At 70.4% G+C, this 19,927-nt stretch carries 19 protein-coding genes; 11 read left to right on the top strand and 8 right to left on the bottom strand.

Translation table 11 applies throughout. The features are described 5' to 3' along the window. Positions 1-171: 171 nt before the first annotated feature. Positions 172-1,590 (top strand): DUF5979 domain-containing protein, encoded by a 1,419-nt coding sequence (locus ACYVGD_RS01570; RefSeq protein WP_460741212.1) that lies wholly within the window; start codon positions 172-174, stop codon positions 1,588-1,590. Between the two features lie 107 nt (positions 1,591-1,697). Here ACYVGD_RS01570 and ACYVGD_RS01565 read toward each other — a convergent pair whose 3' ends face one another. From ACYVGD_RS01565 to ACYVGD_RS01555, 3 genes are all read right to left on the bottom strand, one after another. Continuing rightward, on the bottom strand, positions 1,698-2,390 hold the full coding sequence (locus ACYVGD_RS01565) for a hypothetical protein (protein WP_460741211.1): 693 nt from the start codon (positions 2,388-2,390) through the stop codon (positions 1,698-1,700). Between the two features lie 122 nt (positions 2,391-2,512). Then, positions 2,513-3,817, bottom strand: a complete 1,305-nt coding sequence (locus ACYVGD_RS01560; RefSeq protein ID WP_460741210.1) for a PhoH family protein — start codon at positions 3,815-3,817, stop codon at positions 2,513-2,515. A gap of 313 nt (positions 3,818-4,130) precedes the next feature. After that, positions 4,131-4,934, bottom strand: a complete 804-nt coding sequence (locus tag ACYVGD_RS01555) for an isoprenyl transferase (RefSeq protein WP_460741209.1) — start codon at positions 4,932-4,934, stop codon at positions 4,131-4,133. Positions 4,935-5,068: 134 nt separating this feature from the next. Between ACYVGD_RS01555 and trhA the strand changes: the two genes are divergently transcribed. Beyond that, positions 5,069-5,773 carry a PAQR family membrane homeostasis protein TrhA gene (trhA, locus tag ACYVGD_RS01550; protein WP_460741208.1) on the top strand — a complete coding sequence of 235 codons (705 nt, stop codon included), beginning with the start codon at positions 5,069-5,071 and terminating at the stop codon, positions 5,771-5,773. A 305-nt stretch (positions 5,774-6,078) separates the two neighbouring features. Here the strand turns inward: trhA and ACYVGD_RS01545 are convergent, their stop codons facing one another. From ACYVGD_RS01545 to mca, 3 genes are all read right to left on the bottom strand, one after another. After that, positions 6,079-7,599 carry an SDR family NAD(P)-dependent oxidoreductase gene (locus tag ACYVGD_RS01545; RefSeq protein ID WP_460741207.1) on the bottom strand — a complete coding sequence of 507 codons (1,521 nt, stop codon included), beginning with the start codon at positions 7,597-7,599 and terminating at the stop codon, positions 6,079-6,081. 92 nt (positions 7,600-7,691) lie between these two features. Continuing rightward, positions 7,692-7,895, bottom strand: a complete 204-nt coding sequence (locus tag ACYVGD_RS01540) for a hypothetical protein (protein WP_460741206.1) — start codon at positions 7,893-7,895, stop codon at positions 7,692-7,694. Between the two features lie 65 nt (positions 7,896-7,960). Continuing rightward, the gene (mca, locus tag ACYVGD_RS01535) at positions 7,961-8,824 is read right to left on the bottom strand and encodes a mycothiol conjugate amidase Mca (RefSeq protein ID WP_460741205.1); all 864 of its coding nucleotides are present in this window, start codon (positions 8,822-8,824) and stop codon (positions 7,961-7,963) included. Between the two features lie 96 nt (positions 8,825-8,920). Here mca and ACYVGD_RS01530 point away from each other — a divergent pair, with 96 nt between their 5' ends. Further along, complete coding sequence (locus tag ACYVGD_RS01530) at positions 8,921-9,316, top strand: DUF4307 domain-containing protein (RefSeq protein ID WP_460741204.1); 396 nt, start codon at positions 8,921-8,923, stop codon at positions 9,314-9,316. A gap of 219 nt (positions 9,317-9,535) precedes the next feature. After that, complete coding sequence (gene greA / locus ACYVGD_RS01525; protein WP_460741203.1) at positions 9,536-10,048, top strand: transcription elongation factor GreA; 513 nt, start codon at positions 9,536-9,538, stop codon at positions 10,046-10,048. 194 nt (positions 10,049-10,242) lie between these two features. Here greA and ACYVGD_RS01520 read toward each other — a convergent pair whose 3' ends face one another. Next, complete coding sequence (locus ACYVGD_RS01520; protein ID WP_460741202.1) at positions 10,243-10,686, bottom strand: DUF2089 family protein; 444 nt, start codon at positions 10,684-10,686, stop codon at positions 10,243-10,245. Next, the gene (locus ACYVGD_RS01515; protein ID WP_460741201.1) at positions 10,683-11,624 is read right to left on the bottom strand and encodes a hypothetical protein; all 942 of its coding nucleotides are present in this window, start codon (positions 11,622-11,624) and stop codon (positions 10,683-10,685) included. The genes ACYVGD_RS01520 and ACYVGD_RS01515 overlap by 4 nt, the downstream gene beginning before the upstream one ends. 219 nt (positions 11,625-11,843) lie before the next feature. Here ACYVGD_RS01515 and ACYVGD_RS01510 point away from each other — a divergent pair, with 219 nt between their 5' ends. The 7 genes from ACYVGD_RS01510 (at position 11,844) to ACYVGD_RS01480 (ending at position 19,881) form a co-directional block, all read left to right on the top strand. Beyond that, positions 11,844-12,293, top strand: coding sequence for a MarR family winged helix-turn-helix transcriptional regulator (locus ACYVGD_RS01510; RefSeq protein WP_460741200.1), 450 nt, complete (start codon positions 11,844-11,846; stop codon positions 12,291-12,293). Then, complete coding sequence (locus ACYVGD_RS01505; RefSeq protein WP_460741199.1) at positions 12,290-14,383, top strand: MDR family MFS transporter; 2,094 nt, start codon at positions 12,290-12,292, stop codon at positions 14,381-14,383. Before ACYVGD_RS01510 ends, ACYVGD_RS01505 begins: the two co-directional genes overlap by 4 nt. Positions 14,384-14,412: 29 nt before the next feature. Next, a complete protein-coding gene (locus tag ACYVGD_RS01500) occupies positions 14,413-15,648 on the top strand; it encodes an MFS transporter (RefSeq protein ID WP_460741198.1) in 1,236 nt (411 codons plus the stop codon). Next, entirely contained in the window at positions 15,645-16,322 is a 678-nt protein-coding gene (locus ACYVGD_RS01495) for a uracil-DNA glycosylase (protein ID WP_460741197.1), read from the top strand. The genes ACYVGD_RS01500 and ACYVGD_RS01495 overlap by 4 nt, the downstream gene beginning before the upstream one ends. A gap of 138 nt (positions 16,323-16,460) precedes the next feature. Further along, on the top strand, positions 16,461-17,108 hold the full coding sequence (locus tag ACYVGD_RS01490; RefSeq protein ID WP_460741216.1) for a succinate dehydrogenase cytochrome b subunit: 648 nt from the start codon (positions 16,461-16,463) through the stop codon (positions 17,106-17,108). After that, entirely contained in the window at positions 17,105-19,102 is a 1,998-nt protein-coding gene (locus ACYVGD_RS01485) for a fumarate reductase/succinate dehydrogenase flavoprotein subunit (protein WP_460741196.1), read from the top strand. Before ACYVGD_RS01490 ends, ACYVGD_RS01485 begins: the two co-directional genes overlap by 4 nt. Further along, a complete protein-coding gene (locus ACYVGD_RS01480; RefSeq protein WP_460741195.1) occupies positions 19,099-19,881 on the top strand; it encodes a succinate dehydrogenase/fumarate reductase iron-sulfur subunit in 783 nt (260 codons plus the stop codon). Before ACYVGD_RS01485 ends, ACYVGD_RS01480 begins: the two co-directional genes overlap by 4 nt. The last annotated feature ends 46 nt before the right edge of the window (positions 19,882-19,927 follow it).

Raw genomic sequence — 19,927 nt, 5'->3', positions numbered from 1 at the left:
CCCACGCGGGCATCTTGAGATGAGTCAACGACCCTACCTACGCGGGCATCTTTGATGAGTCAACGCGGAGACTTGGCCGAACACGGTTTGACTGGGTAGTCTCCTTCGCGCGGGCTTGTCGATCGACCAGCCCAGTTGGCACGACCGCACAACCAGCAAAGGAACCCCACCGTGAGACTCACCGCTCGACTGGCGTCCGGTGCGGCCGTCGCCTTGGCCTCGGCCCTCGCCATCACCTCCCCCGCCTCGGCCGCACCCACCCCCCTCACCCCCACCCACCCGGCCTCCGACCCCTATCCGGCGTTCGGCACCGGCGGCACCGCCGCCGTCATCACGACGATCGACGGCAGGACCGCCGAGTTGCCGAACGGAATGAGTTACGCAGGCACCCAGACCCGGCCCATCGAGATGAAATTCGTCGACCCGCAGGGCCGGGCCTTCCTCCAGCGCTACGGCTCGCCGACCAACCCCTTCGAGATCCTGCCGCGTGCCTACGCCGGCACCATCATCGGCTCGATCATCCCCGACGAGACCGCCCCCGCGGTCGCCTACTCCACCACGGGCTACAACGGCGGCCACGCGGGCTTGCGCGGCGCCGAGGAGTTCAAGTTCTCCCCGCTGCTCGCCGGCGCGCACTACTGGGTCGGGAGGGACGGCGGCTACACCATGCGCCTCGACTTCTCCGGCCTCGAGAACGGCGTCCTGCCGGCTGGGACCGTGATCGGGCCCAACGACCTCGACGTCGTGGCCCAGGGCGTGAAGGAGCGCATTACGTTCTCCTCGTCGTCGACCGACAATTGGCTGGACTACTACGCCGACTCCGGCACCGGCGGGGCCCCCACGGTCACGGTCGACCGCGGCGTCTACACGATCGAGGCCAGCAGCGGGGCGAACAATGACATGACCCAGGTGTTCCGCACGACCGAGCCCATCACCTCCCTAGAGGTCCACCTGCGCGCGGCCAAGAACGCCCCCACCACCGGCTTCAGCTGGTCGATGGTCGCGCCCACGCTCCCGGCCGGCACGTTCTCGGTCACCAAGAAGGTCACCGGCAACGACGCCAAGGCCGACAAGGACTTCACCTTCGACTACCAGTGCGGCGACCAGAAGGGCACGCTCGTCGCGACCGCAAACGGCGACCCGGTCCAGCCCCAGGAAGTCTTCCCCGTCGGCACCACGTGCACCGTCAGCGAGCGCGACGCCTCAGCGCCCGGCTACACGCTGGACACGCGCTGGGAGAACCAGCAGTTCACCATCACCGACAAGGCGCAGGTCGTGCCGGTGGTCGCGACCAACGCGTACGCGGCGATCCCGACGCCCACGCCGACCGCGACGCCCACGCCGACCGCGACGCCCACGCCGACCGCGACGCCCACGGCCACCCCGACCGCGACGCCCACGCCGACCGCGACGCCCACGCCGACCGCGACGCCCACGCCGACCGCGACGTCCACGCCGACCGCGACGCCCACCGCGACCCCCGCGGGGAGCGTGCCGCCCCCGCCGGCCCCGGCGCCCACCCCGGCCCCGATGCCCACGCCCACATATCCCAAGACGGGCGTCGGCGGACTGGCCAACACCGGCCACTGACCCGACCCGATGGTCCCCACGCCCTGCCAGCGTGGGGACCTTCGCGTTCGGGCCACGAAAGCAGGAGCTGGGCCCCGGCCGTGGCCGGGACCCGCTCGCGTGACGGCTCAGTCCTCGACGCGGAACATGCCCGTCGCCTCGGCGAGCTTCTCCAGCGACGCGCGGCCGGGGACGCCGTTGGTGTCGTCGCCGTCGTAGCCCAGGTGGCCCTGCCACACCGAGTAGGCCTCCAGGAACGACGTGCCCAGCGCACCGTCGTCCTTGTTGGCGTTCGGCAGCCCGTTGTCGGCCAGCGCCTTGCGCAGCGCGGCCTCCATGAGCCGGCCGAGCTCGGGGTCCATGCCTTGGCCCGTCCGCGTGTTGGGGTCGGAGTCGTGGTTGACGACGTCGATCACGCGGCGGGTCGACACGGCCGGCTTGGCGGCGGCAGCAGCCTCGGCGTTGCGGCGGTCCTCCTCGGCGTGGCGGGCGGCCTCGGCCTCGGCGTTGCGGCGCTCCTCCTCGGCGCGGGCGGCGGCCTGCTCCCCGGCGACGCGGCGGTTCTCGGCCTCCTGGGCGGCGGCCTCGGCCGCCGCCTTCTCGTTGGCGGCCTTCTCGGCGTCGGCTACGGCCTGCTCGTCGGCGCGCAGGCGCTCCTCGGCGGCGGCGCGCTCCTGCGCCTCGGCCACCTCTTTCTCCTCGGCCTGCAGGCGCGCCTCGGTAGCGGCGCGCTCCTCGGCCTCAGCGGCGGGGACGGCGTTGGCGGCGTCCGCCTCCTTCTTGGGGGTGAAGGCGTCCTTCATCTTGTCGAAGGGGCCCATGCTGCCTTTCGGTCAACGGCCCGTGGCGGTTGCGTCCCCGAGTCTGGCCGCGTGACCTATATAGGGAAGCGAGCGGGAGCGGAGACAAGGGGGATCATCCACTCCCGCCCGGGTTCGAGGGGTCAGCTCGGCTGGTCCTCGAGCATCTGGGTGACCAGCGCCGCGATGGGTGAGCGCTCCGAGCGGGTGAGGGTGACGTGCGCGAACAGCGGATGCCCCTTGAGCTTCTCGACGACCGCGACGACGCCGTCGTGCCGGCCCACGCGCAGGTTGTCTCGCTGGGCGACGTCGTGGGTGAGCACAACACGCGAGTTCTGCCCCATGCGCGACAGCACCGTGAGGAGGACGCCCCGCTCGAGCGACTGGGCCTCGTCGACGATGACGAACGCGTCGTGCAGCGAGCGGCCGCGGATGTGGGTCAGCGGGAGCACCTCGAGCATCCCGCGGTCCATCACCTCGTCGATGACGTGCTTGTTCGTAACGGCGCCAAGGGTGTCGAACACGGCTTGGGCCCACGGCGACATCTTCTCGTGCTCGCCGCCCGGCAGGTAGCCGAGCTCTTGGCCGCCGACCGCATACATGGGGCGGAAGACGATGACCTTCGAGTGCTGGCGGCGCTCGAGCACGGCCTCCAGTCCGGCGCACAGGGCGAGCGCCGACTTGCCGGTGCCGGCGCGGCCGCCGAGCGACACGATGCCGACCTCCTGGTCGAGCAGCAGCTCGAGGGCCACGCGCTGCTCGGCGGAGCGCCCGTGCAGGCCGAACGCCTCGCGATCGGACTTGATGAGGCGAACCTGCTTGTCGGGCATGACACGGCCCAGCGCAGACGAACCCCCACCCAGCAGGACGACGCCGGTGTTGATCGGGAGGTCGCGGGCGTCATCGTGGTCGAGCGTGCCGTGCTCGTAGAGCGCGTCGATGTCCTGCGGCGTGACGTCGAGCTCGGCCATACCCGTGAAGCCGGTCTCGACGACCCCGTCGGCCCGGTACTCCTCGGCCTGCAGACCCACCGAGGATGCCTTGACGCGCATGGGCAGATCCTTCGAGACGAGGACGACCTCATGGCCCTCGTGCTGAAAGTTCAGCGCGACGGCGAGGATGCGGGCGTCGTTGTCCCCCAGCCGGAAGCCCTTCGGCAGCACCGACTCGTCGGAGTGGTTGAGTTCGACGTGGAGGGTGCCACCTTGGTCGTTGACGGGCAGCGGGGCGTCGAGCCGGCCGTGCGTGACGCGCATCTCGTCGAGGTTCCGCAGCGCCGTGCGCGCGAAATATCCCAGCTCGGGGTGGTGGCGCTTGGCCTCGAGCTCGGAGATGACGACAATCGGAAGGACGACCTCGTGCTCGGCGAACCGCTTCATCGCGTGGGGATCGCTCAGCAGCACGGAGGTATCGATCACGTGCGTCCGGCGGGGCTTGGTCTGGGACACGTTGATTCCTTCTGTGGAGCCGCGCGTCACCTTCACCCGGCCCCACCTGTTTGTCAGGTCAGGACTCGGGGACGTCAGGGCCTGGTGCGGGCCCGCGGGTCTGGCTCGTGAGAGCTGGACGACGCAATGGATTGCCTCCGGGTCGCGGGCAGCTTCCCCACTGCCCGTTGCTCCGAAGGTACGCGCGCCCGGTGCCCGATGTCGGCGTGCCGCACGGCGCGTCGTGCAGGTCATGAAGAGTTTCCCCGCGGTTCACGAAGCGCTCGCCCCGCTCGTCACTGGTGCCCCAGCAGACCCGCCGGGAAAGGGCTCGCTACTTGCCGAAGCGGCGCTCGCGGGCGGCGTACGAGCGCAGCGCCCGCACGAAGTCGACCTTGCGGAAGTCGGGCCACAGGGCCTCGCAGAAGTAGAATTCGCTGTGCGCCGACTGCCAGATCAGGAACCCCGACATGCGCTGCTCACCCGACGTGCGGATCACCAGGTCGGGATCCGGCTGTCCAGCCGTGTAGAGATGGGCCGCGATGTCCTCCATCTCGACCGTCTCCGCGAGCTCGGCGAGCGTACGCCCCTTCTCGGCCTCCCGAGCCAACAGGCTGCGCACCGCGTCCCGCAGCTCGTGGCGGCCGCCGTATGCGACGGCCACGTTCACGTGCAGCCCCGTACGGCCCTCCGCCCGTTCCTCAGCCGCTCTCAAGCGGGCCGCCGTCTCGTCGGGCAGCAGGTCGAGCGCACCGACGATCTTCACCGCACGTTGCTCGGCCAGCTCGTCGACCATGTCGCAGATCACCGCGAGCAGGGGCACCAGCTCGGAGTCCTCGGCACGCTTGAGGTTGTCGGTCGACAGCACCCACAGCGTGACGACCTGGACCCCCGCCTCGTCGCACCAGCCGACGAACTCGACGAGCTTGTCGGCCCCGGCTCGATAACCGGCCACCAGCGGCTGACCCGGTGCGTTCATCCGCGCCCACCGGCGGTTGCCGTCCGCCATCACGGCCACGTGCTTCGGGAGGCGCGCGGGGTCGATGTCGGCGAGCAGCCGGTGCTCGTACGTCGAGTAAAGCAGGCCAGCAGGATGCACGCGTTCCACGAGCTCCCTGATGCGATCCGGTCGGGCCATGGTCGCCAGCCTAGCCACCCCCGTGGTCGACCCACCCCGAGCAGTACTGCTGCCCGCAGTTCGGCACAGGCCCGAACAGGGAGTACCTTTTCTTACGGCCCCGTAGGTTACGGAGCAGTAGGTTGGAGGTTCGCATGTCGCAGCAGGCCCATCGTCCCGCAGACCCCGACGTCGAGGAAGCCCTCGAGGAGAGCACCGAGACCACCCCCGCGAAACCCCTGCTCCGCGGATGGCTCCACGCCGGATGGACCCCACTGATCGTCCTCGGCGCCCTCGTCCTGGTGGCCGCCTCCCCGACCCCGACCGCCCGCGTCGGCAACATCGTCTTCCTGCTCGGCGCCCTCATGCTGTTCGGCACCAGCGCGGTCTACCACCGCGGCACCTGGAGCGACGAGGCGCTGGCCGTGCTGCGACGCATGGACCACGCCAACATCTTCGTGTTCATCGCGGCCTCCTACACGCCGATGTCGCTGCTCATGCTCCACGGACGCTCCCGCGTCCTGCTCCTCACGATCATCTGGATCGTCGGAATCTGCGGACTCCTGTTCCGCGTGCTCTGGCTCAGCGCGCCCCGCTGGCTCTACGTCGCCCTCTACATCGGCATGGGCTGGGCCGCCCTCGGCTGGCTCCCCCAGTTCCTCGGCACCGGCGGCGGCCTCGTCTTCGGCCTCATCGTCGCCGGCGGCCTGTGCTACACCCTCGGGGCCGTCGCGTACGCCATGAAGCGCCCCAACCCCGTCCCCCGCTGGTTCGGCTTTCACGAGATCTTCCACCTCGGCACCGTCCTCGGCTGCGCCTGCCACTTCGCGGCGATCGCGCTCCTGACGCTGCGCGCGTAATCCCGGCTCGCGCGACGCGCTGAGTCCCCTGTCGTCGTCGCAGTCGTCACCCCCGCGACCAGTCACTGAGCCGCCTGAGACGGGGCTTCTCCTTCGTGCTCCTTACGACAGGGGGCCCGTCGCACCGACGCTCGCCGGGTGGTCCGCTCCCTGCGCGGTCACGCTCTTGGCCGAGGCCCATGCCCCAAACCGTGCCGAATCATCCAAAAGTTGGCCTCCGACCACCGTTGTCGGCCCTCACGGGCCAAGTCATGGATGATTCAGCACGCCCACCCCAGCATTCGGCGCGCTCACCAACGAACGGCTCACCAGTCGGCCGGCTCGAAGTCCTTGACGAAGCAGCCGTACAGGTCCTCGCCCGCCTCACCGCGCACGATCGGGTCATACACGCGCGCCGCACCGTCGACCAGGTCGAGCGGCGCGTGCCACCCCTCCTCGGCGATCCGGAGCTTCTCGTGGTGAGGCCGCTCGTCGGTGATCCACCCCGTGTCGACAGCCGTCATGAGGATTCTGTCCGACTCGAACATCTCCCCTGCGCTGGTGCGCGTCATCATGTTCAGCGCGGCCTTCGCCATGTTCGTGTGCGGATGCCCAGGCCCCTTGTAGCGCCGCGCGAACTGCCCCTCCATCGCCGACACGTTCACCACGTACGCCCGCCGCGCGCCCGCCTCGACCGCCGCCCTCATCGCCGGCCGCAGCCGCGACACGAGGATGAACGGCGCCGTCGAGTTGCACAGCTGGACCTCCAGCAGCTCCAGCGGGTCGACCTCGTCGACCTTCTGCTTCCACGAGTTCACCCGCTGCGTGTCCGGCAGCAGACCCCCCGCGTCCACGGCCGTGCCCGCCGCGTACCGCTCCAAGCTCGCCTGACCCGCCGACAGCGTCAGCGACGTCATCGCCGCGGCCGAGCGGGCGCGCTCCTCGTCTCGCTGTCGCTCGCTCGGAGAACAGTCGTCCCTCTCGCGCTCCCTCACGGAACGGTGCTGGAGGTCCAGCGCACCGGTGAGAGCCGCCGGATGAGCCTCGGAGATGCGGTCGAACGTGACCATCCGCGGCAGCCGTCCCTCGGGCAGCGGCTCGTCCTCGGCGGCGACGAGGTTCGCGTACGCCCCGGGGCTGCGCCGCACCGTCTGCGCGGCGTTGTTGATGAGTATGTCCAACGGGCCCCGGGACGCCACCTCGTCGGTCAGGGCCACGACCTGGGCCGGGTCGCGCAGGTCGATGCCCACGATCGTCAGCCGGTCGATCCAGTCGGGCGAGTCGGACAGCTCGGCGAACCGACGCGCCGCGTCCCGGGGGAACCGGGTCGTGATCGTCAGGTCGGCCCCGTCGCGCAGCAGCATCAGCGCGATGTACATGCCGATCTTCGCCCGGCCGCCGGTAAGCAGCGCCCGCCTCCCCGTGAGGTCGGTGCGCTGACGCCGCTTGCGGTGGCTCAGCTCCGCACACGTCGGGCACAGCCAGTGGTAGAACGCGTCCACCAGCGTGTACGACGCGTGGCACATGTAGCAGTTGCGCGGCTTCATCAGCTCACCCGCGTACGCCCCCACCACCTGCGAGACCAGCGGGATGCCCTTCGTCTCGTCGTCGATCCGCATCGGTGAGCCCGTCGCCGTGGCGGCCAGGATCGCCTCGTCGTGGGCGACCTGCGGCGTACGCCGCTCCTCGCGCGCCCGCGCCCGGCGCACCTTCCGCAACGACTTGTCGAACGTGTGCGCCGCCCGCTGCACCGCCACCAGGTCCGGGTGGCCCTCCGGGAGCTCGTGGGCGGTGCGCAGCACACGCAGCGCAGCCTCGAGGTCGGCGGGATCCAGCGAATCGGTCACCGGGAGATGATGCACCACACAGACGCCCAGAGGCGCATTTCCACAGACGCGGCGGGGCCGGCAGAATCCGTGCGCGCCTGGAAGGGGGCCGTTCAGCGGTCGAGCTTCTCCTGCGAAGGCTCGCTGGTGTCGTCGGCGCGGCCCGTCGAGGCCCCTTCCTCGGGGATGTCGATGCGCCTCATCTGCCTGCGCATGCTCCAGAACAGCAGGAAGATGATGACGCCGAGCAGCACGGTCAGCGCGAGCGGCATCCAACCGCTGTTCACGTCCTTGGGATCGACGTCGAAGATGGTCATGATCGCACCCTACGCCTCTCGTCCGACCTTCACCGATTGACAGGCCTCCACCGATTGACAGGCCCTCACCGAAGCCCGGCGAACAGGTCGTCCTCGGGCGTCACCACGCCCACCCGGTCGACGACCAGCTCGAAGTCCTCCGTCGGCCAGACCTCCTGCTCGATGTCGAGCGGCACCGCGAACCACGCCCCGTTCGGGTCCACCTGCGTCGCGTGCGCCACGAGCGCCCGGTTGCGCGTGTGGAAGAACTCGGCGCACGGCACGCGGGTCGTCATCCGGTGCGCGGGCACGCCCGGCGTCTTGTCCCAGTTCGCCAGACGCTCCGCGTACGGCGACTCGTGGCCGGCCGCCAGCATCGCGTCGTGCAGGGCCTGCGTACGCGCCTTGTTGAAGCTCGAGTGGTAGTAGACCTTCGACACCTCCCACGGCTCACCGTGCTCCGGCCACGCGTCCGGGTCGGACGCAGCCGTGATCGCCGCCATCGAGATGTTGTGGCACTGGATGTGATCGGGGTGCGGGTAGCCGCCGTTCTCGTCGTAGGTCGTCATCACCTGCGGGCGGAACTCACGGATCACCTTCACCAGCGCGCCCGCCGCCTCGTCGACGTCCTGCAGCGCGAAGCAGCCCTCCGGCAGCGGCGGCAGCGGATCGCCCTCCGGCAGCCCCGAGTCGACGAAGCCGAGCCACACCTGCTCCACGCCCAAGATCTCGCCCGCGGCATCCATCTCCGCACGCCGCACCGCCGTCAGGTCGGCCACGATGTCCTCCCGGTCCATTGCCGGGTTCAGGATCGAGCCACGCTCACCGCCCGTGCACGTCGCCACCATCACGCGTACGCCCTCCGAGACGTAGCGGGCGGTCGACGCCGCGCCCTTGCTCGACTCGTCGTCGGGGTGGGCGTGGACGTGCAGCAGGCGAAGGTCGCTCATGGGGCTCCTCTCTCCGGGTGGCCGCGGACACTCTACTGCGCGCGATAACATCACCGCGCCCGCGACCACGCGAGGACGCGGCCTAGGATGGAACAGATGACTGCGACCACACCCGAGGACGAACGCCGTGTCGCCGAGCGATACCGGCGCCGGCGCCGCCCCTGGCTCGTCCCCCTTCTGGTGGCCTGCATCGGCTCCCTGCTCGGCTACTGGGTGTGGCTCGCCATCGGCAAGGCAAACCCCAACATGGAGGGCTTCGTCTCCGGTTTCCAGGTGGTCTCCAACAGCGAGACCCGCGTCAAGCTCATGGTCGACCGCCGTACGCCGGCCTCCACCGGCGAGTGCCTCGTCTACGTCCAGTCCGTCGACTACGAGCGCGTTGGCGAGGCGGTCGTGAAGATCGGGCCCGCAGACCGCCGGACCGACGAGCGCTGGGTAACCGTCAAGACCTTCCGCCGCGGCGTCTCCGCGTCCGTCGACCACTGCCGCTGATCCAAGTCCTGGCGCCGCGACATGAACGGCAAGCTCGGTCCGGGACTGGTCGACGGCTCCTTGTCCCAGATGGACCACGAGCCCGAGCACGAGGTCACCGCTGAGCAGTTCGAGCGCGCCTGGCAGGCGGCGGATGATTCGCACCAGGGCCGATGTCGCACCGCCGCACAGCCGGCGAGCAGGGGCCCCTCACGTCCTGTCTGCTGGTAGGGTCGCGGGATGGCTGAAATCACACCTGACACCGTCTGGCTCACCCAAGAGGCGTACGACAAGCTCTCCGAGGAGCTCGCACATCTCGAGGGCGAGGGCCGTACCGAGATCGCCGACCGCATCGCGGCCGCGCGCGAGGAGGGCGACCTCCGAGAGAACGGCGGATACCACGCCGCCCGCGAGGAACAGGGCAAGATGGAGGCGCGCATCGCGCAGCTCCAGCAGATGCTCCGCCGCGCCGAAGTCGGCGAGGCCCCCACGTCCACCGACGAGGTCGTGCCCGGCACCAAGGTCACCATCGCCTTCGACGGCGACGAGGACGACACCGACACGTTCCTCCTCGGCTCCCGCGAGGTCCTCGGGCTCGACGACGCCGCCGATGACCTCAACGTCTACTCCCCGCAGTCGCCGCTCGGTTCCGCGATCACCGGCAAGAAGGTCGGCGACGAGGCCGAGTACGAGCTGCCCAACGGCAAGTCCCAGTCCGTGACCATCGTGAAGGTCGAACCCTTCCGAGGCTGACGCTCGATTTCCGCCATGCAGGCGAGCCGCCCCGGACACCGGGGCGGCTCGCTTGTTTTCCGGCTCGCGCCCGCGTGCCGGTGACCGGCGCATTCCCGCGTGCTCACCTGACCCTCGTCAGGAGGCCGCCTGTCCCTTCCCACTCTCCGAGCGAGGCCGGCCCGCGGGCGAGACGAGGAGTCCTGCGTCTCTCCTCAGATCTGGGCGAGGAGGCGCTGGGCCTCCGCCGGGCTCATCGAGCCAGAGGCCACGGCGGCGAGGATGTCGTCGCGGCTGGGGGTCGGATCGGGGGATCCCGCCGAGGAGGCGATGCCCTCGTCGGCGGGCTCGTCACCCCCCACGTCCACGGCCTCCCCCGACTCGCCCGACAGGCCGAGCTTCATCAGCAGCTGGGTCAGGCGCAGGCGCGCCGTCGGGTAGGACACCCCCAGGTGCTTCTCGACCTCGCGCAGGTTGCCGCGGGACGCGAGGAAGACCTTCAGGGTCTCCATCTCGTCGGCGTTTAGGGCGCAGAACTCGCAGGTCGCGAACACGCCCCCGATCTCGGAGCCGCACGTGCCACACCCCAAGCGGGTGATGGACAGACGGTCGCCGCAGACGGGGCAGTCGTGCGGGGCGCGGTGGGTCTCGGTGGTCATCGCTTCTCTCCTTCGTCGGTGGCGGCCGTGGCGGCTGCCGGCTCCTCACCGACCTTGACGGTGGCGTGGCCCATGACGACCCCCACGTCCAGACGTGCCGACCCGTTGCCCATGACGACCTCGTCGCCCGCACCGCTGTGCTGACCGGCCCAGGCAACTCGACCGAGCTGGGCCTCGGCACGCACCGCCACGTTGGAGTCCTTCCCCAGGTTGACCGCGAGCGAGCCGGACTCGCAACGCACGCGCGAACGGCCTGTCGTCACGGTGCCCGTCAACGTGGCCTGACCGGCCTGCACGAGCACGTCGTGAGCCTCGGCGAAGTCGGTGATCTTCGCGCCACCGGCAGTCACGCGCACCTTGCCGAGGCGGCGTACGCCCTCGGTCGTCAGCGAGCCCGCGGTGAGCTCGACGTCGACCAGCAGCGTCGGGTTGACCCGCACCAGGAGCTCCTTGCCCAGGCCGAGGTTGCGTACGTCCTCCAGGCTGCGCGGCGGCCGGAGCATGCTGAACCCGTCGAGCGACGGTCCGACCTCGCCCTCGGAGGTGATCTCCATGACCGAACCGGTGCGGCGCAGCACGTGCTGGCCCTCCACCGAAGCCGTGGAGACACGCGGGTCGCCGATGACGCGTACGCGACGCCCCACCGCGCGGATGGAGACGCTCTCCAAGCCCTTGGTGTCGGCCGGCTCAGTCGGGCGGTCTCCCGCGTGCTGCTCCCTGACCCGGGAGAAGGTCTCGCGGGCGTACTCCCGCCAGCGGGTGGGCCCGTCCTGGACCGTCCGACGCGGCGGTTCCTCCGCCGCGCGTGGCGGTACGGGGTCGTCGGAAACATGGGTGGCGCTCTTCAGCGCCTCGATGCGGCGGCTGGCCTCGGCGGCGTCGATGCGGCCGGCGGCGAGGTCCTCGAGGATCGGCGTCATGTCCGGGGTGTTGCTCATGTAATGAATAGTAGGCCGCCCCTTCCAGATTGGAAGGGGCGATTACCAGATCCAGAGGTGGGTCCGGGTGATCCCCTACCCCGGATTTGTGCGACCAAGGGCGCGGTCCGAGCCTTCGCGCCGTTCCAGTGGCCCCGCCGTCACGGAGATCCAGTCCATCACCGCCCAGCCGGTCAGTAATCATTTGCATGATGCACGCAACATCAATATGCTTGCATCATGCAAACATCCACTGAAGACGAGGCCGACCGCCTGCTGCGCGCCCTCGTGCTCATCGGTCGGGCCGCCAAGCGGACTCTCCGTGGCCCCATGGACGGGGGCGGCTACTGGCTGCTCCACGTCCTCGAGAACCAGGGCCCGATGCGGTTGACCGACCTCGCCGTGGCCTGCGACCTCGACAACTCGACCATCTCCCGCCACGCGCGGACTCTCGAGACCACAGGCTGGGTGGCGCGTACGCCTGATCTCGACGACCGGCGCGCCACGCTGCTCGCCATCTCACCCGAAGGGGCCCGCGCCCTCGCCGAGGCACGCAATGAGCGCCGCGCCCTCATCACCGAACGCCTCTCCGCCTGGTCGCCCGACGACGTGTTGACCATGACCGACCTCCTCAGCCGCCTCGCCGACGAGCTGGGAACGCCGCCGAACAACACCAGGAAGAACCAATGAGCGCCCAGTCCCCCACCGCCGCAGCGGCGGAACCCGAGTTCACACTGTCCCCCGCCTCCAGGCGCGTCTTCTTCGGCCTGATGCTCGGCATGCTCGTCGCGTCGATCTCCCAGACCATCGTCGGCCCGGCCATGCCACGCATCGTCGCCGAGCTCGGCGGCATGGAGCACTACTCCTGGCTCGCGACCGCCGCGATGCTCGTGTCCGCCGTCTCGGTGCCGATCGTCGGCAAGCTGTCCGACCTCTACGGGCGCCGGGCCTTCTACTTGGGCGGGCTCGTCGTCTTCATGATCGGCTCGATCATCTGCGGCCTGTCCGGCTCGTTCTGGATGCTCGTGGCCGGCCGCGCCGTCCAGGGCCTCGGCATGGGCACCCTCATGCCGCTGTCCCAGACGATCATCGGCGACATCATCCCGCCGCGCGCCCGCGGCAAGTACCAGGGGATCATGGGCTCGGTCTTCGGGTTCACCTCGATCGCGGGGCCGCTCGCCGGCGGCTTCATCACCGACCACTGGGGCTGGCGCTGGCTGTTCTTCGTCTCCTTGCCCGTCGGCATCATCGCCCTGTTCGTCATCGCCCGCTTCCTCCACCTCGAGTCCGAGCGCAGGGAGGCGAAGATCGACTTCGCCGGCATCGTGACCATGGCGGTCTCGCTCGTCTGCATCCTGCTCGCCACGTCGTTCGGCGGCACCAGCTATGCGTGGGGCTCCTGGCAGATCATCACGCTGTACTCGGTGGGCACGATCTTCCTGCTGATGTTCCTGTTTCTGGAGACCCGCGCCGAGGAGCCGGTCATCCCGCTGCGCCTGTTCCGCAGCTCGATCTTCACGCTGTCGAACCTCGCCAGCTTCCTCATCGCCATCATGATGTTCGGCGCGATCATCTACATCCCCGTCTACGCCCAGGGCGTGCTCGGCGTGAACGCCACCAACTCCGGACTGATCCTGCTCCCGCTGATGCTCGGCCTGATCGTCGTCGGCATGATCGGGGGCTGGTTCATCAGCAAGACCGGCCGCTACAAGGAGCTCACCGTCGCCGGCGTGATCCTCACCGGTGTGGGCTACTGGCTGCTGACGCGCCTCCACTTCGGTTCGTCCAACGCCGAGCTCACCTTCGCCATGGCCGTGCTCGGCGTGGGCCTGGGTGGGTGCATGCAGCAGTACACGCTGATGATCCAGAACAACGCCCGCCGCTCCGATCTGGGCGTGGCCACCGCCACCAACCAGTTCTTCCGCAACGTGGGCTCGACGGTCGGCATCGCCATCTACGGCACGGTGATGACGTCCTCCATGCCCGGCGCGATCGCCAGACACCTGCCGCCCGAGATGGCCCAGCAGATGGGCAGGGGCGGCCAGCAGATGAACGCCGGCTCCGTGCTCGACCCGGCGGCGCTGGCCAAGCTGCCGAAGCCCCTGGCCGACGCGATCCGCATGGGTCTGGCCGAGTCGCTGCACAACGTCTTCGTCATCGGTCTTCCGCTCGCCGCGCTGGCCGCCCTGGCCACGCTGTTCATCAAGGCGGTCCCGCTGCGCAACACCATCAGCTCAGGCGAGGAGGCCGGCCGCGAGCTCATGGACACCATGGGCCAGTCGTCGCACTCCTCCGACGAGATCGTCCCCCAGCTCGGCTTGGCGGCCGGCCACACGCGTACGCGGGAGCGCATCCTCGGCCTCCAGCTCGCACTGCTCGCCGAAGAGGCCGCGGACGAGGACCGTCCTCTGCTGCGCAAGGCCGTCGCCGACCTCGGCGGGGGCGACCTCGACCGCGGCATCGGGCTCCTGACGCACACGGCCCGCATGCTCACCACCGAGGACCAGGCCGAGGCCGCCCGTGCCGAGGAGTACGCGGCGGAGGTCGCCCGGAGCGCGGCGCGGCCCGGTGGCGTGCTCAGCGACGACCTCCGCAAGGAGATCGCGGTGCTCGCCGCAGAGCGCGAGAGCCGGCAGGTGCTGACCGAGATGGAGCCGCCCCGCCTGCACTCCTTCGAGGCCGTCGACGTCGACAAGCTCCACTCGGCGGGGGCCGACCTGACCACGGCGTACATGGTCGACACGAGCGCCGAGCTCGTCACCGGTCGACGCGGGATCTGATCGGCGGAAAACCGGCTAACCTGCTCGTCGTGACGTCCCGGGTGAAGCAGTTCGTGCGTGCGCGTACGACGCTTCCCCGGGACGTCGTCGTCCTCGGCTTGATCGCGTTCTGCGTGGCCGTCGGCTTCGGCGTCCTGATCCCCGTGCTGCCGGTGTTCGCGAAGTCGTTCCAGGTCGACAACACCTCCGTCGGCCTGGTCGTGTCGGCGTTCGCGCTGATGCGCCTGGTCACCAGCCCGTTCTGCGGACGGATCGGCGACCTGCTGGGCGGCAAGGTGACGCTCGCGATCGGCGTGTTCATCGTCGCCGCGACGTCGTCGCTGGCCGCGTTCAGCCAGACCTTCTGGCAGCTCCTGGTCTTCCGCGGCCTGGGCGGCGTCGGCTCGGCGATGTTCACCGTGTCGGCCATGGCTGTCCTGATGGCGGCGGTCGAGCCCCGCATGCGCGGGCGGGCCTCCGGTTTCTTCCAGGGCGGGTTCCTGCTCGGCGGCATGCTCGGCCCGGCGCTGGGGGGCCTGGTCTCGAAGGTGTCGGTGACCGCGCCGTTCCACTTCTACGCGATCACCCTCGCGGTCGCCGGATGCGTGGGTCTCGCCCTGCTGCGTACGCAGGGTCGCGTCTCCCGCGACGACCGCGCCGGCCGGGCATCCATGCCGATCGGTGAGGCCGCCCGCGACGTCCGGTTCCAGGCCGCCTGCCTCAGCGCCGTCGGCCAGGGTTGGAACGCCTTCGGCATCCGCAACTCCCTGACTCCGACGCTGGTCGTCGAGGTGCTCCACCGCGACGCCTCCTGGACGGGCATCTCGTTCGCCGTCGCCGCGGTCGTCCAGACCATCGCGCTCAGCCCCGCCGGCCGGTTCGTCGACACCGTCGGCCGCCGCCCGGCGATGGTGGCCGCGGGCACGATTGGCGGCTTGGCCATGCTGGGCATCCCGTTCGCCCCGAACATCTGGGTGCTGATGGCCCTGCTGGCGATGTTCGGCCTGGCCGCGGCCATGCTCGGCACGGCCCCGACCGCCGCCGTCGGCGACGTCACCCGCGGCCGCGGCGGCACGCCGATCGCCGTGTTCTCCATGTCGAGCGACCTGGGCGCGATCATCGGCCCGGTCGCGGCCGGGTTCCTCGCCGACCACGTGTCGATGAACGTGGCGTTCGCGGTCGGTGCAGCCATCCTGCTGCTGTCGGCGGCGTACGCGCTGCGCATGCCCAGTGGCGTACCGTCGGACGACGACGACCCCACCGATCCGGCGAAGGCGTCCGCATGAAGAGGCCGCTCGACGAGCTCGTGGCCCCCGACTGGGCCGAGGCGCTGGCCCCGGTCGAGCCGCAGATCCGCGCGATGGGCGAGTTCCTGCGCGCCGAGATCGCCGCAGGGCGCGGCTACCTGCCCAGCGGGGATAACGTGCTGCGAGCCTTCCGCCTGCCGCTGGCCGACGTACGCGTGCTCATCGTCGGCCAAGACCCCTACCCCACCCCCGGCCACCCCGTAGGGCTGTCGTTCTCCGTGGCCGGCGACGTCCGTCCGCTGCCCAAGTCGCTGGTCAACATCTACAAGGAGATGGAGGCCGACCTCGGCATCCCTCCCGCGGCCACCGGCGACCTCACCCCGTGGTTCGAGCAGGGCGTACTGCTGCTCAACCGCTGCCTGACCGTCCAGCCCGGGAAGTCCGCGTCCCACCGCGGCAAGGGCTGGGAGGCCGTCACCCGACGCGCGATCGAGGCACTGGTCGAGCGGCGCGGACCCCTCGTGGCGATCCTGTGGGGCCGCGACGCCCAGTCGCTCATCCCGATGCTCGGCGGGATGCCTCACGTGAAGTCGCCCCACCCGTCGCCACTGTCGGCCCACAACGGGTTCTTCGGTTCGCGCCCCTTCTCGCAGGTCAACGAGCTCCTCGAACGACAGGGCGCCGACCCGATCGACTGGCGCATCGAGAGGTGACCCGCCGCCTCCCACGAAGACGGATTGTTCTACAATCTGACCAGAGGTGAGGACGTGACCACAACCGCCGGGGCACCAGCCCGCACGACGACCGTGGCGCGGACCCGGAGGCCCTCGACGTTCGCCTGCAAGCTCACCATGGCCGTGACCGGCGCGATCTTCTCAGCCTTCGTGCTCGTGCACATGGTCGGCAACCTGAAGGCCTACTTCGGCCCCGATGACTTCAACGCGTACGCCCACTGGCTGCGCCATGCGTTCCACCCCCTGCTCCCCTACGAGGGGCTGTTGTGGATCCTCCGCGTCGTGCTGCTGACCTGTCTGGTCCTCCACGTCGGCGCGGGCATCCTTCTGTTCGTCCGCGGCAGGCGCTTCCGTGGACGCCACCGCCGCGGCGGGCTCGGCGCCAAGCGGCTGCCCGCCCGGACCATGCTCGTCTCGGGGCTGGTCATCCTCGGATTCCTCGTCTTCCACCTCCTCGACCTCACCCTCGGCACCCCGGGGGCGGCGGCGGACGGCTTCCGCGGCGCCACGCGTGACTCGTCGTACGCGTACCAGAACCTCGTCGCAAGCTTGGCCCGGCCGTGGTCGGGCGGGGTCTACCTGGTGACGATGCTCGTGCTCTCCACCCACCTGGCCCACGGCCTGTGGACGGCGGCGCAGGACCTCGGCGTCACGGGCCGGCGCACCCGCACCGTCTGGATCGCCCTTGGCCACACCGTGGCTCTCCTCGTCGCGCTCGGCAACATGAGCCTGCCGGTCGCCGTCTGGCTGGGGGTCCTGAGATGACCGAGCAGGCCGCGCCCGCACGTCGCTTCGCCGGCACCGTCGACGCCCCCGCAGACCCGCTAGAGGGCCTGCGCACGTTCGGCGCCGACCTCGACCCCGGCGTACCCGATGGGGACCCCGCCGAGGCGTGGGACGTCCAGCGCCTCCACCACCGACTGGTCTCCCCGCTGAACCGGCGTAAGTTCACCGTCATCGTCGTGGGCACCGGCCTGGCTGGCTCCGGCGCCGCCGCCTCGCTGGCCGAGCTGGGCTTCGACGTCGAGGTGTTCACATTCCACGACGCGCCGCGACGTGCCCACTCGGTCGCCGCCCAGGGTGGCATCAACTCCGCCCGCGCCCGCAAGGTCGACGGCGACTCCGTCGACCGGTTCGTGAAGGACACCGTCAAGGGTGGCGACTTCCGGGCCCGCGAGGCCGACGTGTTTCGTCTGGCGCACGCGTCGGTGGGTGTGATCGACCACATGAACGCGCTCGGCGCGCCGTTCGCCCGCGAATACGGCGGCTCGCTCGCCACCCGCTCTTTCGGCGGCGTCCAGGTCTCGCGGACCTACTACACGCGCGGCCAGACGGGCCAGCAGCTTCAGGTCGCCGGCGCGCAGGCCCTGCAGCGCCAGGTCGACCGCGGCACCGCGCGGCTCCACACCCGCCACGAGATGCTCGACCTGATCGTCCACGACGGCCGCGCCCAGGGCATCGTCGCGCGCGACCTCGTCACCGGCCAGGTCAAGGCGTACGCCGGCCACGCCGTCGTGCTCGCGACCGGCGGCTACGGGTCGGTCTACTACTTCTCGACGCTCGCGAAGAACTCCAACGCGTCGGCGATCTGGCGGGCCCACGAGCGCGGCGCCGCGCTGGCCTCGCCTTCGTTCGTGCAGTTCCACCCCACCGCCCTGCCGGTCGACTCGCCGTGGCAGTCGAAGACGACCCTGATGAGCGAGTCGCTGCGCAACGATGGGCGCATCTGGGTGCCCGCGGCGGCCGACGACCACCGCCGGGCGAACGACATCCCTGAGACCGAGCGCGATTACTACCTGGAGCGGCGCTACCCCGCGTACGGCAACCTCACCCCGCGCGACATCGCCTCGCGCGCGGCCCGAACCGAGATCGTCGCCGGCCGCGGCGTCGGCCCGCTCAAGAACTCGGTCTACCTCGACTTCGCCGACGCCATCGGACGCCTCGGCAAGGGGGTCATCGCCGAGCGCTACGGCAACCTGTTCTCGATGTACCACGACGTGACGGGTGAGGACCCGTACGTCGAGCCGATGCGCATCGCGCCGGGGGCCCACTTCTCGATGGGCGGCCTGTGGGCCGACTTCAACCTGATGACGACCATCCCCGGCCTGTTCGTCGCCGGGGAGGCGGGCTCGGGCTACCACGGCGCCAACCGGCTGGGCGCGAACTCGCTGCTGTCGGCCTGCGTCGACGGCTGGTTCACCATCCCGTACGCGGTCCCCGACTACCTCGCTGGCCTGCTCGGCACCCCGCTGCTCGACGAGGGCTCCGCACCCGTGCGCGACGCCGTCGGCCAGACGGGAGAAAAGATCTCCCGACTGCTGGGCGTGGGCGGGCGTACGCGGGCCGCGGCATTCCACCGCCGGCTGGGCGACATCCTCTACGACGGCTGCGGCGTCTCGCGGGACGCCGACGGGCTCGTCGAGGCGCTGGGCCGGGTCGCCGCGCTGCGCGACGAGTTCTGGGGAGACCTGCGCGTGCCCGGCACCGGTGACCGGCTCAACCAGGAGCTCGAGACGGCCGGCCGTGTCGCCGACTTCCTCGACCTGGCGGAGCTGATGTGCATCGACGCGCTCGACCGCACCGAGTCGTGCGGCGCGCACTTCCGCGAGGAGTTCCAGACGCCGGGCGGCGAGGCGCTGCGCGACGACGACCGCTGGCGCTTCGTCTCGGCGTGGGAGCGCCACGACGGCCGCGAGGTACGCCGCGCCGAGCGCCTCGACTTCGAGCGCGTACCGCTTCAGGTGAGGGACTACCGATGACAGCCGTCACGAACGCAACGAAGAACGCATACGCCGTCGAGCTCGAGATCTGGCGCCAGGACGGCCCCGGCTCGCCCGGTCGCTGGGAGACCCACACCGTCCCCGATGCGACCGACGAGATGTCGCTGCTGGAGCTGCTCGACCGGCTCAACGACCTGATCGTCGCCGACGGGGGTGAGCCCGTGGCGTTCGAGTCGGACTGCCGCGAGGGCATCTGCGGCGCCTGCGGCGTGACCGTGGACGGGCGCCCCCACGGGCCGGTGCCGAACACGCCGAGCTGTCGGCAGCACCTGCGCGCCTTCGGCGGGAAGGTGAGGCTCCGGATCGAGCCGCTGCGTGCTGCGTCGTTCCCCGTCGTCCGCGACCTCGTGGTCGACCGGACGGCCCTCGACGACGTGATCCGGGCTGGCGGCCACGTCGCCGTCGACGCGGGCACCGCACCGGACGCCGACGCGATGCCGCTCAGCCACGAGAAGGCCGAGCTGGCCCTCGATTTCGCGGCCTGCATCGGCTGCGGGGCGTGCGTAGCAGCCTGCCCCAACGGCGCCGCCCACCTGTTCGCCGGCGCCAAGCTCGCCCACCTGGGGCTTGTTCCACAGGGGCGCAGCGAGCGCAGCCGCCGGGCGAAGAAGGTGCTCGACGTCGTCGACCGCGAGTTTGGTCCGTGCGGCAGCTATGGCGAGTGCGTCGAGGTCTGCCCCGCGGGTATCCCGCTGGAGGCGGTGGCGGCCCTCCACCGCGAGAAGCTCCGTTCGTGGTTCCGCGGCCGCGACGACTGACCCGACCTGACCCGGGCGTCATCACCGACCCGTGACCATGTGGACG

Source organism: Mariniluteicoccus endophyticus (assembly GCF_054780035.1).
This window is presented reverse-complemented; position numbering and strand designations above follow the sequence as displayed.